An 18815-nucleotide genomic window follows, 5' to 3' on the forward strand; every position below is an offset into this window, starting at 1 on the left:
TGCGAGAGGCCATGTGCGTCCAAATGCTGTTGTGGGAATTGTCTTACGGATGTTTCAGCAGCGGTCTTCTGCTTCGGGCGGGCGGCAAAACATACATTGCAGTTACAGCACGGCCACGCAGCATGACCCCTCCAGGAAAGCGATGCGTGGCCCAGAACATCCACTCTGAAAAAGGAGCACGACATGATTGCAAAGACGTTTGCCAAGAAGTGGCTGACCGCCGCGGTGTGTTCGATGATGGTGGCCGCACCGGCCGGCTTTGCCTACGCCCAGGCCGGGTCGAAGGCTGATTACGACGCAGCGGTCAAGCAGGCCGACGCCGACTACAAGGCTGCGGGTTCGCGCTGCGATGCCCAGTCCGGCAATGCCAAGGACATCTGCAAGGCCGAAGCCAAGCGCGACCGCGACGTAGCCAAGGCCAATGCCGAGGCCAAGCGAGACGGCACGGACAAGGCCCACGCCAAGGCCATGAAGACCAAGGCCGATCGTGACTACGACGTGTCCAAGGAAATGTGCGACGACAAGAAGGGCAACGACAAGGACGTTTGCGTGAAGGAAGCCAAGGCTTCGCACGAACGCGCCCTGGGCGCGGCCAAAGTCGAGAAGGCCGCCGCGACGGGTACGAGCACTGACGTAGCGGAAACGCGCGCCGATGCCCGCAAGGACACCGTTGACGCCGCCTACAAGGCCGACAAGGAAAAGTGCGATGCCATGTCCGGCGATGCCAAGGACAAGTGCCAGGCCAACGTGAAGGCCAAGTACGCCAAGTAATCCGAATCCGCTTCATCGGTCGACATACGTCGACTCCCGAGCAACCTGCGGCCGCCCGGAGCGGCCGCGCTACTCAAACAAGGAGCCGCATATGAACTGGGATCAGATCGAGGGCAAGTGGGACCAGGCCAAGGGCAAGGTCAAGGAAAAGTGGGGCAAGCTGACCGACGACGACATCACCGTCATCAACGGCAAGCGTGACCAACTGGCTGGGCGTATCCAGGAGCGTTACGGATACACCAAGGAGCAGGTCGAGGATGAAATGAAGGCGTGGGAGCGCGATACGCGCTGGTAACCTGCACCGGTGGTAAACCCGATCACGCCAGCGTGACTGGCGTGTGAACCCCGCGCAAAAAAAAAGCGGCAAGGCTTCGGCTTTGCCGCTTTTTTGTCTGCCCGCATTCACGCCGGACATCTTGCCCAAGTCTTTTTGGGGAAACCTGATTTCTACGTCAACGCAGGAATATTTCAGTACGTTACGGAATATTACGAGCCGGACCTGCACCCCACGAACTCAAAAACCGACAGGCTGGCCGCCCGCCCTGCGCATGCCCGCAGCGGCGCGAATGGGTTATCAGGGTTGAAGCTGCGCGCACGGCACCGCAACGTACGGACCGGCGCGCCAGAAGGGGAGCGTTGTCGTGGAAGGACCTGTTTCGCGTGTGCAGGGGCTGTTCAAGGCCCAGGCGGAGAATCACCTGTTTGCGTCGCCGGGCCGGTATTTGCGGTATCTCGGCACCATGTTGGCCGTATCGGCCGCGTGTTATCCGGCAGGCAGCCGGAAGTGGATGTCGCGCCGGCTGAAGTGGCTGGCGATGTCGGCCATGCGCTCGAGTGCCGCGCAGCCGTGGCTGCGTGCCGTGGCTTCGTGCGCGCTGCTGCAGCGTGTGGTGGCGGCTCGCCCGTTGCTGCTCGAAAAACCCTACCGTCCACTGGGCGCGCTGGGGTTGGGTTTCGGGGAGCGCGCGCGGCTGGTGCAGGAGCACTACGCTGTCATGCATGCCGCATTGCCCGTGGAGACTTGCGAGCGCATTTGTCTGCGGGGCGGTGTGGAGTGGCCGTTTGCGGATGGCCGCTACACGCTGCGGCTTGCCGATGCCGGCCCGAATCCGAAGGAAGGCGAGCTGGCCTTCTACTGGATCGACAACGAGACCGGCGCCAGCCTCACGCAACTGAGCTTCTTCCTGCGCTTCGGGGCGATGGGCCCCGACGTCTTCGTCGGCGGACTGCAGGGACCGAAGAGCGAAGCCAGCCGTGAGTGGATTCGTGCTTCCACCAAGGCTTGCGAGGGTTTGCGTCCCAAGGATGTGGTGATGGAGGGCCTGCTGGCGCTGGCCGGCCATATCGGCGCGCGGCGCATCGTGGCGGTCTCGCGGGCCAACCATGTTGGCCGCCAGCGCAACACGCCACGCGAGATCCAGTGCGACTATGAAGCATTCTGGAGCGAATACCACAGCGTACCGACCCATGACGGCAATCTTGAACTGCCCGTCAGCCAGCCCGTGCGCGATATCGCGGAGATTGCCTCGAAGAAGCGCTCGGCCTGGCGTCGCAAGCAGGCCGTTGCGGAATCGGTGCGCGGCGCCGTGGCGGCGGGTTTGTGTTGCGAGCCGACGGCTGCGCCTGCAGTGCCGGCGTCGGAGAGTCCCGCCTTCCCATCGGCACTGGCCATGGCCTGAAGCCAGAACAGTACGTAAACCCTAGTAGTCTAGTCACCTAGACTTTTAATACAGTCCGGTATCGACCTGCCGTGCGTGATGTCACACGCACGGCTTTTCCTTTCCCGATGCCGGACACCGCCGACCTTCTCTCACGCAGCCGCGAGCCTGTCTACTTGCAGCTCGCGACCATCTTCCGACGCCAGATCGAAAGCGGGGCCTGGCGCCCCGGCGAGCAGATTCCGTCGCTCGAAGCGCTGTGCCGCCAGTACGGCGTGGCGCGCATGACCATGCACCACGCGATTTCGCAGCTCGATGCCGAAGGGCTCGTGGCGCGCTCGCGTGGCCGGGGCACGTTCGTGAAAACTGCCGGGCGCGCGCGCCGCCAGATGGCACTGCCCGTCAGTTGGGACCAGGCCGTGGCCGTGGGCGACCAGCTATCTACCGAGGCCATGGTCGAATCCACTGCCGATGTGGCGCTGCCCGACGATCTCGGCATGCCCTGCGATGGCCGGCGCGCCGATGCCTATCACTTCCTGAAGCGCGCACATCGGCTCGATGGCCGCCCGTTTGCCGTGGGCGAGGTCTACATCGCGGCTGACGTCTTTGCGCGCGAGCCGGAAGCGTTCCGGCAGGGTGCCTCGGTGCCGGTGCTCGATCGCTTTCCCGAACTCCAGGTCAACGCGGCCCGGCAGCGCATGTCGATCGTGCCGGCCGGTGCAGCGTCGGCCGCCGCGCTGGAGCTGGCCGTGGGTGCGCCCGTGGCCGAGTTGCGCCGCTTTGCGTGCGTGGACGATGTGATCGTCTACTACGCACGCATCGAATTTCCTACCGAGTATGTCTGTCTGGATTTCGACTTGCTCGCCCCCCATTCCTGACAACCGCAACCTGAACGGAACCCGAGATGGAGACACAAGAATCGATGAATGGCGCGGAAAGCCTGGTCAAGACGCTGCTCGCCAGCGGCGTGGATACCTGCTTCGCCAACCCCGGCACCAGCGAAATGCACTTCGTGGCGGCACTCGACCGCATTCCCGGCATGCGCTGCGTGCTCGGCCTGTTCGAAGGTGTGGTGACCGGTGCGGCCGATGGTTATGCGCGCATGGCCGAGAAGCCCGCAGCCACGCTGCTGCACTGCGGACCCGGCCTGGCCAACGGTCTGGCCAACCTGCATAACGCGCGTCGTGCACAGACGCCCATCGTCAACATCATTGGCGACCAGGCTACGTATCACCGTCCGTTCGATGCGCCGCTCACTGCCGATACCGAAGGCTGGGCCCGTCCGGTCTCGGTCTGGACGCGCACTGCCACGCACGCCGCGTCGGTGGGCGCCGATGCCGCCGTGGCCGTGCAGGCCGCAAAGGGTGCGCCCGGTGGCGTAGCCAGCCTGATCCTGCCATCGGATGTGTGCTGGGATGAAGGTGGAAAGGTGGCCGCGCCGCTGCCCGCGCTGCCGGTGCCGAAGGTATCGCCCGATGCCGTGCAGAACGCCGCGCGCATTTTGCGCAGCGGTCAGCCCACGCTGATCGTGCTGGCTGGCAGTGCATTGCGCGAAGGCGTGCTGGCCGATGCGCATCGCATTGCCGCTGCCACCGATGCACGTCTCATCACGCCGATGTCGAACTCGCGCGTCACGCGCGGGCAGGGTCGTCTGGCGATCGATCGCATTCCGTACTCGGGCGATGCGGCGCGCCAGAAGCTGGCCGGTATCCGCAACGTGATCCTGGTGGGCGCCACCACGCCGGTGACGTTCTTCGCCTATCCGGGCAAGTCGCCGCGTCCGTTCCCGGAAGATGCAAACATCCATGTGCTGGCGCGTCCCGAGGAGGATCTCGGCGAGGCCGTGGCGCGGCTGGCCGATGAACTGGGCGCACGCAACGCAACGCTGCCATCGGCCGCGCCTGCGGCTCGCGTGGAAGCGGCACGTGGCGCCATCACCTCGGAAGCCGTCGCGCAATCGCTGACCGCGCTGCTGCCCGAACAAGCCGTAGTCGTGGAAGAGAGCGTGAGCTTCGGCCGCGCGTTCTATCCGGGCACCGTACACGCCGCACCACATGACTGGCTGCAACTGACGGGCGGGGCGATTGGCGCGGGCCTGCCGCTGGCGACGGGCGCAGCCATCGCGGCACCGGATCGTCGCGTGGTGGCGTTGCAGGCCGATGGTTCGGGCATGTACACGCTGCAGTCGCTGTGGACCATGGCGCGCGAGAAGCTCGACGTGACCATCGTGTTGCTGGCTAACCGCAAGTACGCGATCCTCTTGGGCGAACTGGCTGGCGTGGGTGCCAATCCCGGCAAGACCGCGCTCGATATGCTCGACATCGGCAATCCGGATCTCGATTGGGTGAAAATGGCCAACGGCATGGGCGTGGAAGCGGCGCGCGCCGATACCATGGATGCATTCAACGACCTGTTCGCTTCCGCCAACCAGCGCAAGGGTCCGTTCCTGATCGAACTGGTGATCTGATGCCGTGATCCACGGCGGGCGGCGCGATGGAACACGATGTTCCATTGTGCCGCGCCCGGCCCCGCCACAGCATGGTCCCGCGTGATAGTCACGCCAAGAGAGGGACCATCATGATCAAGATGTGGATGTGTATCCTGGGCGCTTCGCTGAGCCTGCCGGGTTGTACCCAGACGAAGCCGAAGCCACCAGGAGTTACCCAGGCCGCAGGCAGCTACGCCATCGTATGCCTGTACTCGCACCGGTTGCCGGACGACCCTATCGTCATGCCGGCCCGTCCCGGCGTCGCCATGCAGCATGACTTCTTCGGCAACACGACGACGAACGCCTACACCACGGCGGAGGTCCTGCAAAAAGTGCCGGGCACCACGTGCGAGAACGCGGCCGATGGCACGGCCTACTGGGCGCCTTCGCTGCGCTTGCCCGATGGCACGGTGGTTCCGCCGGTCTACCAGAAGACCTACTACACCAATCAGGCTGTGCCATCGCCGAATCATTTCCCGGTGCAACCGTATCCGCAAGGCATCAAGCTGATGGTGGGCGACCATCATGGCACCACGCCGAATTCGCGCATCTCGTTCCTCTGCACCGGGGGCAACTACACGAACTCGATTCCCACCAACTGCAAGCCCGACCCCACCAACGGTACGCAACTCAATATCGGCATGCACTTCCCGACATGCTGGGATGGCAAGACCCTGTCACCCACGATGGGCACCTACGACAATGCGGTGGCACCCGACAGTGCGGGGAATTGTCCGGCTGGATATCCGGTGCGTCTGCCCGATGCGAACATGAACATCGCCTACAACCTCGGGCAGATCACGGACCTGACCAATGTGCAGTTGTCGCTTGATCCTCAACTCGATTCGGCGGGCAATGTCGTGAAGCAGTTGTGGGGATCGCTCTACACCGCGCACGGAGATTTCTTCATGGGATGGCGTCCGGATGCGGCGAGTTTCATGGCGGAGTTCTGCCTGAACAAGGGCATCAGTTGCAACCATCTGATGGCGTACTCGTATCTCAAGATTGCCGAGGATGCCACCGTGCGCGCCGCCGATACGACCAACTATGGGACCAATGCGGCCCTGTACGCGCAGCAGATGTCGGGAAGCACGCCGGAATCGCGCAGCTATCTCAAGGTCGGTATTCCGAAAGGCGCGCAAACGCTGCCGCCTGATTTCAAACCGGCCTACATGCTGATGATGTACGGCGGCAACACGACCGATACCACCACGCAGACGTTCACGGTGTATCGCGTGGCAACGGACTGGAGCGAGACCACGATCAATGGCGCCAACGCGCCAACCTGCAGCGGCACCAGTGTCACCAGCAACCTGAACAATACACAGGCATACCGTGCGTTCGACGTGAGCAAGCTGGTCAACGAGGCGCTTTCGCAGGGCGCGGAACACATCGCGTTCTGCATTCGCGGCCCCGCTGGCCAGCAGCAGATCAAGTTCAGCAGCAAGGAGGGCGGCAACGGTGGCGTGCTGTTCATCAATGCCGTCAACAAGCTGCCCTACTGAAAAGATGGTTCGCGCCTAGCGTTCGACTTCGGCCCAGGCGGTCATGGCCTGCCCGCCGGCATCGTCGCCAGTCCATAGCTGTACACGACCGGCGGTTTCGGGATCATCCCGGCCGGCGACTGTCACGGTGTCCTGATGGAACAATGGCGCCAGGCCACGGAAGCCGAAACGCTTCACCTGTGCCTCGGGACGCTCCGCACGCAGCAGTTCAAGCGTCAGCATGGCCTGCAACGGGCCATGCACGATCAGGCCCGGATAGCCTTCCACGTCGCGCACATAGTCGAGATCGTAGTGGATGCGATGGCCGTTGAATGTCAGCGCCGAGAAGCGGAACAGCATCACCGGATCGGCCTGCAGTGCGCGGCCAAATTGCGCATCCTGCGCCAGACGCGGACGCGGCGGTTGCGGCTGGCCGACCTCGGGCATCGCACGATAGACGATGTCATGGCGCTCCTTCAATGCCACGTCGCCATCCACGCTCAGTACATGATCCACGGTGACGAACCACAACTCGCCCGTGCGCCCGGACTTGTGCTGGACATCGGTGATCGTCGAGGTCTTGGTCACCGTGTCGCCCACGCGCAGGCCGCGATGGAACGACAGTTCGCCACCGGCCCACATGCGGCGCGGCAGCGGCACGGGCGGCATGAAACCGCCCAGCGTGGGATGTCCGTCGCCGCCCAGCGTGTGCTGCGGGGCGCGCGGCAGGAAATAGAGCCAGTGCCAGAGCGGCGGCAGCGGCTGGCTGGCGATGGCATCGCCATCGAGATCGAACGTGGCGGCCAGCGCCAGCACGGGCTCCAGCGCCAGTGTTTCGGTGCGCGATTCCGAACGGCCGATCCATTCGCGCAAGTGTTCGAGCGTGGTCACGGGCAAGTCCTCAGCGTGCGGCAGGCAGCCAGTTGTTGACGTTCGGCGCGCGGTCCAGATCCCAGACGCGCGCGATGATCGTGCGCATCTCGGCCTCGGTGGCGCCGTGGCGGAATGCGCCAAGCTGGATGGCCTTGGCTTCGAGTTCCGGGCGCGACAGCGTGTTGTCGGGGTCTCCCTTCGGCACATCGACGCGTGCGCCCAGCGTGCGGCCATCGGTGGTGCGCACCGTGACGCGCCCAATCCACTGGCGCGGATATGCAGCGTTGATTTCGTCGTCGAGTTCCATCGTCACTTTCTCGCGGAAGGCGGCGATGCGTGCATCGTGCAGCGCATGGTCCTCGAATTCTCCGAGCCCTGCGTGCGCGTGAACGGCCACGAGGCCAAGCACCGTACCCATCGAGAACTTGGCCTGATGGATGGTCGATGGGTTGACCACGGGGCCCAGCACGTCGATGGCGCCCTGGTGAACGTGCGTGGTCACCGCTTCGATCTGTTCGGCGCGCAGGTTCTCGCGCAGCATCAGTGCCTTGAGCGCATCGGCAGCGGGGTGCGTGTGGCGGCACGATGCGAAGAACTTGAACGAGGTTTCTGCGGTGGCCCAGCGCGTACCGAGTCCATCGGTCAGTGCAGCAGGGTTGGCATCGCTCGACATGCCAGCGGCCATGCCCTGCGGACCTTCGAGAATCTGCTTCGCACCTGTGAAACCAGCACGTGCGAGCCAGGCCGACTGCAGGCCATCGGCAGCGGCCTTGGCCGTGTGCAGTTGCTTGGAGTCGGCGGCATCGCGCAGGAATTCCCACAGGCCGGAAGCCTGCGTGCCGGCCGAACCGAGCGCCTGGTTGATGCCTTCGGCGTCGAGTCCGAACAGCTTGGCCACGGCGGCGGCGGCGGCCAGCGTGCCGACCGTGCCGGTGGTGTGGAAGATGCGATAGTGCGAGCGTCCCATGAACTCGCCGATGCGGATGCCTGCCTCGTAGCCGGCGATGGATGCGAGCAGAACGTCCGCACCAGTCTTGCCTTCGGCTTGCGCGGCGGCCATCACCGCCGGGAATACCACGGCGGCGGGATGCAGCACCGAGCCGTTGTGCACGTCGTCCTGTTCCACCACGTGCGACGATGCCCCGTTGATCAACGCGGCGAAGTAGGGCGAGGTGCGGCGGCGGTCCACCAGCACTTCGGCGTCACCGGTGCCGGGGCCCATGGCTGCGGCGAATTCCTGAATGCGGCGCACGGCGGGTGCGTCCTTGCCAGCGATGGCCGATGCCATCCAGTCGAGGAACAGGTCCTTGGTGCGTTCCACTATCGGCGCGGGCACATCGGCGAGTTTCAGGTCCGCGAGGAACGCGCAGAGTTGCCGGGTGGGATACGTGTTGTCGTTGGGCATGGGCGAGTGTGCGTAGGTGCGATGTCTCGGGTCAGAACGAACGCGGCAGTTCGAGCACGTGCTCGGCCACATAGGACAGGATCAGGTTGGTCGAGATCGGCGCCACCTGGTACAGGCGTGTCTCGCGGAACTTGCGCTCGATGTCGTATTCGGAGGCGAAGCCAAAGCCGCCATGCGTCTGCAGGCAGACGTTCGCGGCTTCCCACGAGGCATCGGCGGCCAGCAGCTTGGCCATATTGGCTTCCTTGCCGCAGGCTTTGCCGGCGTCGAACAGTTGCGCAGCCTTGTAGCGCATCAGGCTGGCGGCTTCCACGTTGACGAACGAACGTGCGATCGGGAACTGCACACCCTGGTTCTGGCCGATGGGGCGATCGAACACGATGCGTTCGCGCGCATAGCCGCTGGCACGTTCCACGAACCAGTAGCCGTCGCCAATGCATTCGGCGGCAATCAGGATGCGCTCGGCGTTCAGGCCGTCGAGGATGTACTTGAGTCCCTTGCCTTCCTCGCCGATCAGGTTCGCGGCGGGAATTTCGAGGTTGTCGAAGAACAGTTCGTTGGTCTCGTGGTTGACCATGTTGCGGATCGGCTGGACCGTGAGGCCGTTGCCGATGGCTTCGCGCAGATCCACCACGAACACCGATAGCCCTTCCGATTTCTTCTTCACCTGGTCAAGCGGCGTGGTGCGCGCCAGCAACAACATCAGGTCCGAGTGCTGCACGCGCGAGATCCACACCTTCTGGCCGTTGATCACGTACTTGTCGCCTTTGCGCACGGCGGTGGTCTTGAGCTTGGTGGTGTCGGTGCCGGTGGTCGGCTCGGTCACGGCCATCGACTGCATGCGCAGTTCGCCGGAAGCGATGCCGGGCAGCCAGCGTTGTTTCTGCACGTCGGAGCCATGGCGCAGCAGGCAGCCCATGACGTACATCTGGCCGTGGCAGGCGCCGGAGTTGCCGCCGTTACGGTTGATCTCTTCCATGATCACCGAGGCCGCGGTCAGCGGCAGCCCGGAACCTCCGAATTCCTCGGGAATCAGCGCGGAGAGCCAGCCGGCGTGCGTCAGCGCCTGCACGAATTCTTCGGGGAAGTCGCTCTTTTCCTCGATGCGCTGCCAGTAGGCGGAGTCGAATCCCTGGCAGAGATCGCGAACGGCTTCGCGGATTTCCGGGTAAATCTGGTCTTGGTCCTGTGCAGCATGCATGGCAATGTCCGTGTCGGGGCTGATCGATGAGGGCCATTATTCCCGAGGCCATCGCGCCGAAACATTCGCATTTGCCGAAGCACGGCTTTTGTCGGGGCTTAGGTTGGCGGGTAGCGGCACCTCTGCGGGCTAGGGTTATCCCGTGGCTTTTCTGCCGCCGTGTCCAGCCTTCTGCAAATCCGAATTGTGGGGCGGGACGAATGGCCGCAGGCTGCACATCGACCGATGCCCGCATCGAGACCACACAACACAAACAGATTCGACAGGAGACTACCGATGAACCCATTGCCGCAGCAGGCGCGCTTGCTTGCCCTGTTCGCCGTGACTGCATTCGCGTCCGCCCAAGCGCTGGCTGCGGACCCATACCCGTCGCGCCCGATCGCGATGGTGGTGCCCTTTGCCGCAGGCGGTCCCACCGATGTCGTCGCGCGTTCGGTGGCGGCGGCGATGTCGAAATCGCTCGGGCAGAGCGTGGTGGTGGAGAACCGGCTGGGCGCGGGCGGCACCATCTCGGCGGCGTTCGTCGCCAAGGCCGCACCGGATGGCTACACCATCCTGATTCACCACAACGGCATGGCCACGGCACCGGCGCTGTACTCGAAGCTGTCCTACAAGCCGCTGACCGACTTCACGTTCGTGGGACAGGTGGCCGATGTGCCGATGACCCTGCTGGGTCGCCACGATCTGCCAGCCAACACGCTGCCGGAGCTCGTCAGCTACATCCAGAAGAACCAGAACAAGGTGAACCTGGCGAATGCGGGCCTTGGTGCGGTGTCGCAACTGTGCGGCATGTTGTTCCAGAAAGCCATCGGCGTGGAACTGCAGACGATTCCGTATCAAGGCACCGCGCCTGCGATGACCGCGCTGCTCGGCGGACAGGTGGACGTGCTGTGCGACCAGACCACGCAGACGCTGCCGCATATCAAGAGCGAGAAAGTGAAGCTCTATGGCGTGACCACCGCCGAGCGGATTCCGGCGCTGCCCAACACGCCCACGCTGCGCGAAGGCGGCCTGAAAGGCTTCGAGGTGAAAGTGTGGCACGGCATTTACGCGCCCAAGGGCACGCCGCCCGCCGTGATCGAGAAGCTGAACGGCGCACTGCGTGCCGCGCTAAAGGACCCCAACGTGACCGCGCGGATGAAGGACCTCGGTGCGGTCATCGTGCCGGAAGACAAGCAGACGCCGGAAGGGTTGCGCACGTGGCTGGCTTCGGAGATCGACAAGTGGTCGCCGATCATCAAGGAGGCCGGCGTCAAGGCGGACTAAGTCCGAGGTTACACAGGTTCGGTTGCAGCAGCGGCGAGGTACTTGATCAGTGCCTCTGCAAATTGTGGCAGTTCTCGACCGGGGCGGCGCACAAGCCGTATTTCGCGCCGCGCCCAGTCGTCTTCCAGCTTGATGAAGCGCAGCACCTTGCGGCTTGCGTAACGGCGCGCGCAGCTATTCGGCACGATGGCGATGCCTGCGCCAGCTTCCACCATGCGGCACACCGCATCGAAGCTGCCTACCTGGATGCGCAGGCTGATGCGCTTGCCCATACCACTGGCAATGCGGTCCAGGAACGACTGGATCGCCGATGACTGGTTCAGCCCGACAAAGCGGCAGGTATCGAGCAGATCGGCAAAGTGCAGCGCCTTGAACGCGGGCAACGGGTGGTTGACCGGGGCGATGACGATCAACTCGTCGCTGCAAAGCTGCATGGTGTCGAGGTCTGCCGTGGCCACTTCTCCGGCCACGATCCCCAGGTCTGCCGCACCGGCGCCGATGGCCGAGACGATATCGGCGGACAGGTGCTCTTCCAGTTCGACATCGACATCCGGGTTCTCGGAGAGAAAACGCGACAGCGCGTTGGCCAGGAAGGAGTTCGTTGCCGTGGTATTGGCCAGCAGCCGCACGCGGCCCTTCACACCCTTGGCGTAGGGGCGCAGGTCGGAGTGCAGGCATTCCAGCTGGCGGAACACCTCGCGTGCATGGCGCAGCAGTTCGTCTCCAGCCGGTGTCAGCCGCACACCCTTGACCTGGCGGATCAGCAGCTGGGTCTGGAACGCCTCTTCCAGTTGCTTGATGCGCGAACTGGCAGCGGGCAGCGACAGGAAGCTGCGTTCTGCAGCGCGGGTCAGGTTCTCGGTCTCCCCCACATTGAGGAAGAGGCGCAAATCGGTCAGGTCGTAGTGCATGGGTTCAGCGGGCACGAAGCCCGCTTTTGTCATTTGTGAATTCCGGAAACGTCGCCGCCAATTTATCGTATCCCGTTAGGCAATAACACGGGTACGCTCCCGCACCCGGAAAAACTGGCAGCCAAGGAGGCAGCGATGAGTGGAATGATGGAAGGCAAGGTAGTGGTCGTGACGGGCGCTGGCGGCGGCATCGGCCGTGGCATTGCGCTGGGCATGGCAGCCGCCGGCGCGCGCGTGGTGGCCAATGACCTGGGTGTCTCGATGACCGGCGAGGGCGGCGATGCGGGTCCGGCCCAGCGCGTGGTCGACGAGATCCGCGCAGCGGGTGGCGAGGCGGTGGCCAGCACGGACAGCGTGTCCACGTGGGCAGGCGCCAACGCCATCGTGCAGTGCGCGCTGGACAGCTTCGGGCGCATCGATGCGGTGGTCAACAACGCCGGCAACCTGCGCGACCGCATGTTCTTCAAGATGAACGAGGAAGAATGGCGCTCGGTGATCGACGTTCACTTGCACGGCACGTTCTTTGTCAGCCGCGCGGCAGCGAACTATTTCAAGGATCAGGAAAGCGGCGCTTACGTGCATATGACGTCCACGTCGGGGCTGATCGGCAACCTGGGGCAGGCCAATTACTCGGCGGCCAAGCTCGGCATCGCGGCGTTGTCCAAATCCATTGCACTCGACATGGCGCGCTTCAATGTGCGCTCCAACTGCATCGCCCCGTTCGCATGGAGCCGCATGACGAGTTCGATCCCGGCCGAAACGCCCGAGGAAAAAGCCCGTGTGCAGCGTCTGCAGAAGATGGAAGCCGGCAAGATTGCCCCGGTTGCCGTGTTCCTGGCCAGCGACGCGGCCAGCGAAGTCAACGGCCAGATCTTTGCCGTGCGTGCCAACGAGATCATGCTGATGAGCCAGCCGCGCCCCGTGCGCTCCGTGCATACAAGCGAAGGCTGGACGCCGGAGACCGTGGCGGAGATCGCCATGCCGGCCATGCGCAGCAGCTTCTTTGCGCTGGACCGTTCGCCCGACGTCATCAACTGGGACCCGATCTGAACGGGTGACTGGCAGCGCGTGGGACGCCGCGCGCTGCATTGCAGCAATCTTCGCGTGGCACGCATTCTGCTCATTGCGCAGAGATCGCACCTGCACGCACGCGGCGCACCGGGAGGGTGCGCCGTCGCAGCAGGAAAAACGCAAGGAATCGCAAAAGCGGTGCATGCCGTTTCGGACGCCCGTTCTACTGCGCATCGATGATGGCATTGGCGATGGAATCACGCTGATCCATTCCTTATCGAAATGTCCCTACAGAATCAGTCATTCGATATGAGAATGCCGCTGCGGCTCATGCGTTTGCACGATACCGGCCGCAGCATCCTTCGCGCACGATGAATGGCAGACGGAGTGCCTGTAGGACCGTGCCGGACAAGGGTTGTCAGATGTATCGGGAATTGCCCGATCGTTACACAACACGCTGTGCATGAAGCGCGTGAAAGGTGTAATGTGTGTCACAAGGCATGGTCAATGGCCCGTCACGGTGGTGCGAGATAGCGGGTGTTCTTTCCACTGCGATGCACGTCACAAGCGCGCGTTGCAAATGGCAGGCAACCCGATTGGGATGTACGCAGTCACGACGTTGCGAACGTAGTGAAACACTCGCAACAAGCGTCAACTCAAGACTCACATCCGCCGTTATTTGACTATGATGAAGTAAAGACTTCGCAACTTGGCAACTCCACCAAGCCGGGGTGGCGGAACGCAAGATTGCCGCGAAGTCTTAGGGGAGTAGAACTACCTTCGCCTCGGACGTGGGACTCTGACGGGAGTGAGGTATGGACATTTTTGGCCACTACGCCACGCGCTTCGAAGCACGCAAGGAAGAGGAATACAGCATCCAGGAGTATCTGGAGATCTGCAAGAAGGATCCTACTGCCTACGCGACTGCCGCCGAACGCATGCTCGCCGCAATCGGACAGCCTGAACTGGTGGATACCCACCACGATCCTCGCCTGTCTCGACTGTTCTTCAACAAGGTCATCCGGGTCTATCCCGCGTTCCGTGACTTCTACGGGATGGAGGACACGATCGAACAGATCGTCTCGTTCTTCAAGCACGCGGCGCAGGGCCTGGAAGAGCGCAAGCAGATCCTGTATCTGCTCGGGCCTCCGGGCGGCGGCAAGTCGTCGCTGGCGGAGAAGCTCAAGGTGCTGATGGAAGAGATTCCCATCTACGCACTGAAGGGATCGCCCATTCACGAATCGCCGCTGGGCCTGTTCTCCGCCGAGGAGGATGGCAAGATCCTGGAGGAGGACTACGGCATTCCGGTGCGCTACCTGAATACCATTCCTTCACCATGGGCCGTCAAGCGGCTGCACGAGTTCAACGGCGACATCACCAAGTTCCGCGTGGTGAAGCTGCGCCCCTCGGTGCTCGCGCAGATCGCCATCTCCAAGACGGAGCCGGGCGACGAGAACAACCAGGATATTTCCTCGCTGGTAGGCAAGGTGGATATCCGCAAGCTTGAAGATTTCCCGCAGGACGATCCGGATGCCTACTCGTACTCCGGTGGACTCTGCCTGGCCAACCGCGGCCTGCTGGAGTTCGTGGAAATGTTCAAGGCGCCGATCAAGGTCCTGCACCCGCTGCTGACCGCCACGCAGGAAGGCAACTACAAGGGCACGGAAGGCTTCGGCGCAATTCCGTTCGATGGCGTGATCCTCGCGCACTCGAACGAGGCCGAATGGCAGACCTTCAAGTCCGACAAGAACAACGAGGCATTCCTCGACCGGATCTATATCGTGAAGGTGCCGTACTGCCTGCGCGTATCTGACGAGGTCAAGATCTACGACAAGCTGCTGCGCAGCAGTTCGCTGTCGGCGGCGCCGAACTCCCCGAACACGCTGAAGATGATGGCGCAGTTCGCGGTGCTCACGCGGATCAAGGAACCCGAGAACTCGAATGTCTTTTCGAAGATGCGCGTCTACGACGGCGAAAGCCTCAAGGACGTGGACCCGAAAGCGAAGTCGTATCAGGAGTATCGCGACTACGCCGGTATCGACGAAGGCATGAATGGCTTGTCCACGCGCTTCGCGTTCAAGGTATTGTCGAAGGTCTTCAACTTCGACAATACCGAGGTGGCCGCCAATCCGGTGCACCTGCTCTATGTGCTCGAACAGCAGATCGAGCGCGAGCAGTTCCCGCCGGAGCAGGAAGCCAAGCTGATGTCGTATATCAAGGAGTACCTGACCACGCCGTATGTGGAGTTCATCGGCAAGGAAATCCAGACGGCTTACCTGGAGTCGTATTCCGAGTACGGGCAAAACATCTTCGACCGCTACGTGGTGTTTGCCGACCTGTGGATCCAGGACCAGGAGTATCGCGATCCGAACACTGGCGAAATCCTGGACCGCAACGCGCTGAACGATGAACTGGAGAAGGTGGAGAAGCCGGCGGGTATCTCGAACCCGAAGGACTTCCGCAACGAGATCGTCAACTTCGTGCTGCGGGCACGGGCCAACAATGGTGGCAAGAACCCGGTCTGGACCAGCTACGAGAAGCTGCGGATGGTGATCGAGAAGCGCATGTTCTCCACCACGGAGGACTTGCTCCCGGTCATCTCGTTCAACGCCAAATCGTCGCGCGAGGATCAGGACAAGCACGAAAACTTTGTCAACCGCATGGTCGAGAAGGGGTACACGCCCAAGCAGGTTCGGCTTTTGGTGGAGTGGTATCTGCGCGTCAGGAAGTCGTCGTAAGTCATACGGACGCGGTGTCCTTCATCCACGGCGCTCTCATGGCTGTTTTCATGGGAGCGCCCCAACAAGGCGGGCGAACGGCTTATGGGCACGGTCATCGATCGGCGCGAGAACGGCGGCAACAAGAGCGCCGTCAATCAACAGCGCTTCATCAAACGCTACCGGCAGCAGATCCGGCAGGCGGTGGCGAAAGCGGTGTCCGGCCGGAAGATCATGGACATCGAGCAAAGCGGTCAGGTGTCCATTCCGGTCAAGGACATCTCGGAACCGATTTTTCATCACGGGCAGGGGGGCAAGCGGGAGTGGATTCATCCCGGCAACAAGAAGTTTGTCAGAGGTGACAGCTTTGACCGTCAGCAGCAGGGCAGCGGCGGCACGGGGTCGCGCGCCAGTGACAGCGGCGAGGGCGAGGATGATTTCGTCTTCACGCTATCGAGAGAAGACTTCCTGAATTTCTTCTTCGAAGACATGGCGCTGCCGGATCTTGCCAAGCGCCACCTCGCCAAGATTGCCGAAGTGCGCAAGGTGCGCGCCGGCTTCTCCATCGACGGCACGCCATCGAACCTCTCGATCCTGCGCACCATGCGCAGCTCGCTTGGGCGACGCATCGCGTTGTCGAGCCCCTATTTGAAACGCCTGCACGCCCTCGAGGCGGAGTACAACGAGGTGCTGGAGAAGGAAGGGGAAGGCCCCTATTCCGAGCAGGCAGAAGCGCTGATGGAAAAGATGCGCCACCTGCGCGCGCAGGTGGACCGTGTTCCATTCATCGAGAAGCTCGACCTGCGGTACAACAACCGCGTCATGAAGAAGCGGCCCCAGGCGCAGGCGGTGATGTTCTGCCTGATGGACGTTTCCGGCTCGATGGACGAAAGCCGGAAGGACCTGGCCAAGCGGTTCTTCATGCTGCTGTACCTGTTCCTGAAGCGGAATTACGAGCGCATCGACGTGGTGTTCATCCGCCATCACACGGTGGCGAAAGAGGTGGAGGAGGAAGACTTCTTCCATTCGCGGGAGTCCGGTGGTACGGTGGTGTCGAGCGCGCTCAAGCTGATGGTGGAAGTGATTCACGACCGCTATCCGCCGAGCCAGTGGAATATCTACTGCGCCCAGGCATCGGACGGCGACAACTGGGCGGGGGATTCGGAGTTGTGCGGCAGGCTGCTGCGTGAATCGATCCTGCCACTGGTGCAGTACTACGCGTATGTGGAAGTGGCTTCGGAAGAGCCGCAGAATCTCTGGGAGGAATACCTCACGGTGAAGAGCCAGTTCGAGCACTTTGCGATGCAGCGCATCATCGGTGCCGACGAGATCTACCCCGTGTTGCACGATCTCTTCCAGAAGCGGGCCGCGTGGCCCGGCAGGTAGCAAGGGCAGCAGGCCGGTACGCTGCACCCGGCGTGTACCGGCACGTCACTGGGGATGTCTATGGCCTATCTATCGACGGGCTCGGAGTGGACCTTCGAGCTGATCCAGCGCTATGACCGCGAAATCGCCCGCATCGCCGGCGATTTTGGTCTGGACACCTATTCCAACCAGATCGAGATCATCACCGCCGAGCAGATGCTCGACGCCTACGCGTCGGCCGGCCTGCCGGTGGGATACAACCACTGGTCCTACGGCAAGCACTTCCTGTCCTCGGAGCGCAGCTACCAGCGCGGCTACATGGGGCTGGCCTACGAGATCGTGATCAACTCGAATCCCTGCATCGCATACCTGATGGAGGAGAACACGATGCCGATGCAGGCGCTGACCATTGCGCATGCCTGCTACGGCCATAACTCGTTCTTCAAGGGCAACTACCTGTTCCGCACCTGGACCAACGCGGACGCCATCATCGACTACCTGTTGTTCGCCAAGAACTACGTGGCCGAGTGCGAGCAACGCTACGGCGAGCAGGAGGTGGAGCTGCTGCTCGACTCCTGCCACGCGCTGCAGAACTACGGCGTGGACCGCTACAAGCGGCCCAAGAAACTGTCCATCGTCGAAGAACAGGCGCGTCAGCAGGAGCGCGAGAACTACCTGCAGATGCAGGTCAACGATCTCTGGCGCACCTTGCCGCGCCATCGTCCGCATGCACTGCGCGAGGAGGAGGAAGCAGCGGAGTACGAAGCCACGTTCCCGCCCGAGCCGCAGGAGAACCTGCTCTATTTCATCGAGAAGAACGCGCCCAAGCTGCAGCCGTGGCAACGCGAGATCGTGCGGATCGTGCGCAAGATCGCGCAGTACTTCTATCCGCAGCGGCAGACCAAGGTCATGAACGAAGGCTGGGCCACGTTCTGGCACTACACGATCCTGCACCAGCTCTACGAGGAAAAACTCGTCAACGACGCCTTCATGCTTGAATTGCTGCAGGCACATACCAACGTGATCTACCAGCCGCCGTACCACAGCCCGTATTACAGCGGCCTGAATCCGTACACGCTGGGCTTCCTGATCTTCCAGGACTTGCGCCGCATGTGCGAGAACCCGGACGACGAGGATCGGCGCTGGGCGCCCGAGATCGCGGGCAGCGACTGGCGCCAGACGCTGGACTTCGCCATGCGCAACTTCAAGGACGAAAGCTTCTTGCTGCAGTTCCTGTCACCGCGCGTGATCCGCGAACTGAAACTGTTCTCGGTGCTGGACGATGACCGCGAGGGCAAGCTGCGTGTGACGGCTATCCACGACGATGAAGGCTATCGCCAGATCCGCCAGTTGCTGGCCAACCAGTACGACCTCTCGAACATGGAGCCCAACATCCAGGTGACCAACGTGGATGTGGGCGGTGATCGCTCGCTGACGCTGCGGCACCTGCAGAACGAGCGTCGGCCGCTGGCGACGAATTTCGACGAAGTGATCCGCCACGTGACGCGGCTGTGGGGATTCACCGTGCGACTGGAAGTGGCCTACGAGGACGGCCGCCGTGAAATGAAATACGAATGCAAGCCGGAGCGCAGGCACCAGCAGCAGAGGAAGGCGGCCTAGCGTAGCCCGCCGGTCCGCTTCAAAAAAAGAAAGGCTCCCGCTGTG

Annotated in this window: 15 protein-coding genes; 11 read left to right on the top strand and 4 right to left on the bottom strand. The window is 62.8% G+C overall.

Features of this window, described 5'->3' with window-relative positions; genetic code table 11:
- The first annotated feature begins 183 nt into the window (after nt 1-183).
- From FFS21_RS18980 to FFS21_RS19005, 6 genes are all read left to right on the top strand, one after another.
- Nucleotides 184-771, top strand: a complete 588-nt coding sequence (locus FFS21_RS18980) for a hypothetical protein (RefSeq protein ID WP_137926324.1) — start codon at nt 184-186, stop codon at nt 769-771.
- Nucleotides 772-862: 91 nt separating this feature from the next.
- Nucleotides 863-1066, top strand: coding sequence for a CsbD family protein (locus FFS21_RS18985; protein WP_137926325.1), 204 nt, complete (start codon nt 863-865; stop codon nt 1064-1066).
- A 346-nt stretch (nt 1067-1412) separates the two neighbouring features.
- Nucleotides 1413-2450, top strand: coding sequence for a VirK/YbjX family protein (locus FFS21_RS18990; RefSeq protein ID WP_137926326.1), 1038 nt, complete (start codon nt 1413-1415; stop codon nt 2448-2450).
- A gap of 107 nt (nt 2451-2557) precedes the next feature.
- Nucleotides 2558-3307 carry a GntR family transcriptional regulator gene (locus tag FFS21_RS18995; protein WP_137926354.1) on the top strand — a complete coding sequence of 250 codons (750 nt, stop codon included), beginning with the start codon at nt 2558-2560 and terminating at the stop codon, nt 3305-3307.
- Between the two features lie 44 nt (nt 3308-3351).
- Nucleotides 3352-4896, top strand: a complete 1545-nt coding sequence (locus FFS21_RS19000; RefSeq protein WP_137926355.1) for an acetolactate synthase large subunit — start codon at nt 3352-3354, stop codon at nt 4894-4896.
- 110 nt (nt 4897-5006) lie between these two features.
- Nucleotides 5007-6422 carry a DUF1996 domain-containing protein gene (locus FFS21_RS19005; RefSeq protein ID WP_171020446.1) on the top strand — a complete coding sequence of 472 codons (1416 nt, stop codon included), beginning with the start codon at nt 5007-5009 and terminating at the stop codon, nt 6420-6422.
- A gap of 15 nt (nt 6423-6437) precedes the next feature.
- Here the strand turns inward: FFS21_RS19005 and FFS21_RS19010 are convergent, their stop codons facing one another.
- From FFS21_RS19010 to FFS21_RS19020, 3 genes are read right to left on the bottom strand one after another with little or no spacing between them, the layout of a single operon-like run.
- Complete coding sequence (locus FFS21_RS19010) at nt 6438-7298, bottom strand: HTD2 family dehydratase (RefSeq protein WP_137926328.1); 861 nt, start codon at nt 7296-7298, stop codon at nt 6438-6440.
- 4 nt (nt 7299-7302) lie between these two features.
- A complete protein-coding gene (locus tag FFS21_RS19015) occupies nt 7303-8679 on the bottom strand; it encodes an MmgE/PrpD family protein (RefSeq protein WP_137926329.1) in 1377 nt (458 codons plus the stop codon).
- A 31-nt stretch (nt 8680-8710) separates the two neighbouring features.
- On the bottom strand, nt 8711-9880 hold the full coding sequence (locus FFS21_RS19020; RefSeq protein WP_137926330.1) for an acyl-CoA dehydrogenase family protein: 1170 nt from the start codon (nt 9878-9880) through the stop codon (nt 8711-8713).
- A gap of 276 nt (nt 9881-10156) precedes the next feature.
- On the opposite strand from FFS21_RS19020, the gene FFS21_RS19025 reads away from it, so the two are divergent.
- Nucleotides 10157-11146 (top strand): tripartite tricarboxylate transporter substrate-binding protein, encoded by a 990-nt coding sequence (locus tag FFS21_RS19025; protein ID WP_249359494.1) that lies wholly within the window; start codon nt 10157-10159, stop codon nt 11144-11146.
- An 8-nt stretch (nt 11147-11154) separates the two neighbouring features.
- On the opposite strand, the gene FFS21_RS19030 is transcribed toward FFS21_RS19025, so the two are convergent.
- Nucleotides 11155-12057 carry a LysR family transcriptional regulator gene (locus FFS21_RS19030; RefSeq protein ID WP_137926357.1) on the bottom strand — a complete coding sequence of 301 codons (903 nt, stop codon included), beginning with the start codon at nt 12055-12057 and terminating at the stop codon, nt 11155-11157.
- Between the two features lie 135 nt (nt 12058-12192).
- On the opposite strand from FFS21_RS19030, the gene FFS21_RS19035 reads away from it, so the two are divergent.
- The 4 genes from FFS21_RS19035 (at nt 12193) to FFS21_RS19050 (ending at nt 18770) form a co-directional block, all read left to right on the top strand.
- Nucleotides 12193-13107 carry an SDR family NAD(P)-dependent oxidoreductase gene (locus FFS21_RS19035; protein ID WP_137926331.1) on the top strand — a complete coding sequence of 305 codons (915 nt, stop codon included), beginning with the start codon at nt 12193-12195 and terminating at the stop codon, nt 13105-13107.
- 776 nt (nt 13108-13883) lie between these two features.
- A complete protein-coding gene (locus tag FFS21_RS19040; protein ID WP_137926332.1) occupies nt 13884-15806 on the top strand; it encodes a PrkA family serine protein kinase in 1923 nt (640 codons plus the stop codon).
- Between the two features lie 84 nt (nt 15807-15890).
- Complete coding sequence (locus FFS21_RS19045; protein WP_137926333.1) at nt 15891-17171, top strand: YeaH/YhbH family protein; 1281 nt, start codon at nt 15891-15893, stop codon at nt 17169-17171.
- Nucleotides 17172-17231: 60 nt separating this feature from the next.
- Entirely contained in the window at nt 17232-18770 is a 1539-nt protein-coding gene (locus FFS21_RS19050; RefSeq protein WP_137926334.1) for a SpoVR family protein, read from the top strand.
- The last annotated feature ends 45 nt before the right edge of the window (nt 18771-18815 follow it).

The sequence above is a fragment of the Cupriavidus sp. 2SB genome, from assembly GCF_005503625.1.
Taxonomy (GTDB): Bacteria; Pseudomonadota; Gammaproteobacteria; order Burkholderiales; family Burkholderiaceae; genus Cupriavidus.

Bases quoted from the DNA above. Each gene is read 5' to 3' on its own strand.
- FFS21_RS18980 (WP_137926324.1), top strand. From the start codon at position 184: ATGATTGCAAAGACGTTTGCCAAGAAGTGGCTGACCGCCGCGGTGTGT.
- FFS21_RS18985 (WP_137926325.1), top strand. From the start codon at position 863: ATGAACTGGGATCAGATCGAGGGCAAGTGGGACCAGGCCAAGGGCAAG.
- FFS21_RS18995 (WP_137926354.1), top strand. From the start codon at position 2,558: ATGCCGGACACCGCCGACCTTCTCTCACGCAGCCGCGAGCCTGTCTAC.
- FFS21_RS19000 (WP_137926355.1), top strand. From the start codon at position 3,352: ATGAATGGCGCGGAAAGCCTGGTCAAGACGCTGCTCGCCAGCGGCGTG.
- FFS21_RS19005 (WP_171020446.1), top strand. From the start codon at position 5,007: ATGATCAAGATGTGGATGTGTATCCTGGGCGCTTCGCTGAGCCTGCCG.
- FFS21_RS19015 (WP_137926329.1), bottom strand. From the start codon at position 8,679: ATGCCCAACGACAACACGTATCCCACCCGGCAACTCTGCGCGTTCCTC.
- FFS21_RS19020 (WP_137926330.1), bottom strand. From the start codon at position 9,880: ATGCATGCTGCACAGGACCAAGACCAGATTTACCCGGAAATCCGCGAA.
- FFS21_RS19025 (WP_249359494.1), top strand. From the start codon at position 10,157: ATGAACCCATTGCCGCAGCAGGCGCGCTTGCTTGCCCTGTTCGCCGTG.
- FFS21_RS19030 (WP_137926357.1), bottom strand. From the start codon at position 12,057: ATGCACTACGACCTGACCGATTTGCGCCTCTTCCTCAATGTGGGGGAG.
- FFS21_RS19035 (WP_137926331.1), top strand. From the start codon at position 12,193: ATGAGTGGAATGATGGAAGGCAAGGTAGTGGTCGTGACGGGCGCTGGC.
- FFS21_RS19040 (WP_137926332.1), top strand. From the start codon at position 13,884: ATGGACATTTTTGGCCACTACGCCACGCGCTTCGAAGCACGCAAGGAA.
- FFS21_RS19045 (WP_137926333.1), top strand. From the start codon at position 15,891: ATGGGCACGGTCATCGATCGGCGCGAGAACGGCGGCAACAAGAGCGCC.
- FFS21_RS19050 (WP_137926334.1), top strand. From the start codon at position 17,232: ATGGCCTATCTATCGACGGGCTCGGAGTGGACCTTCGAGCTGATCCAG.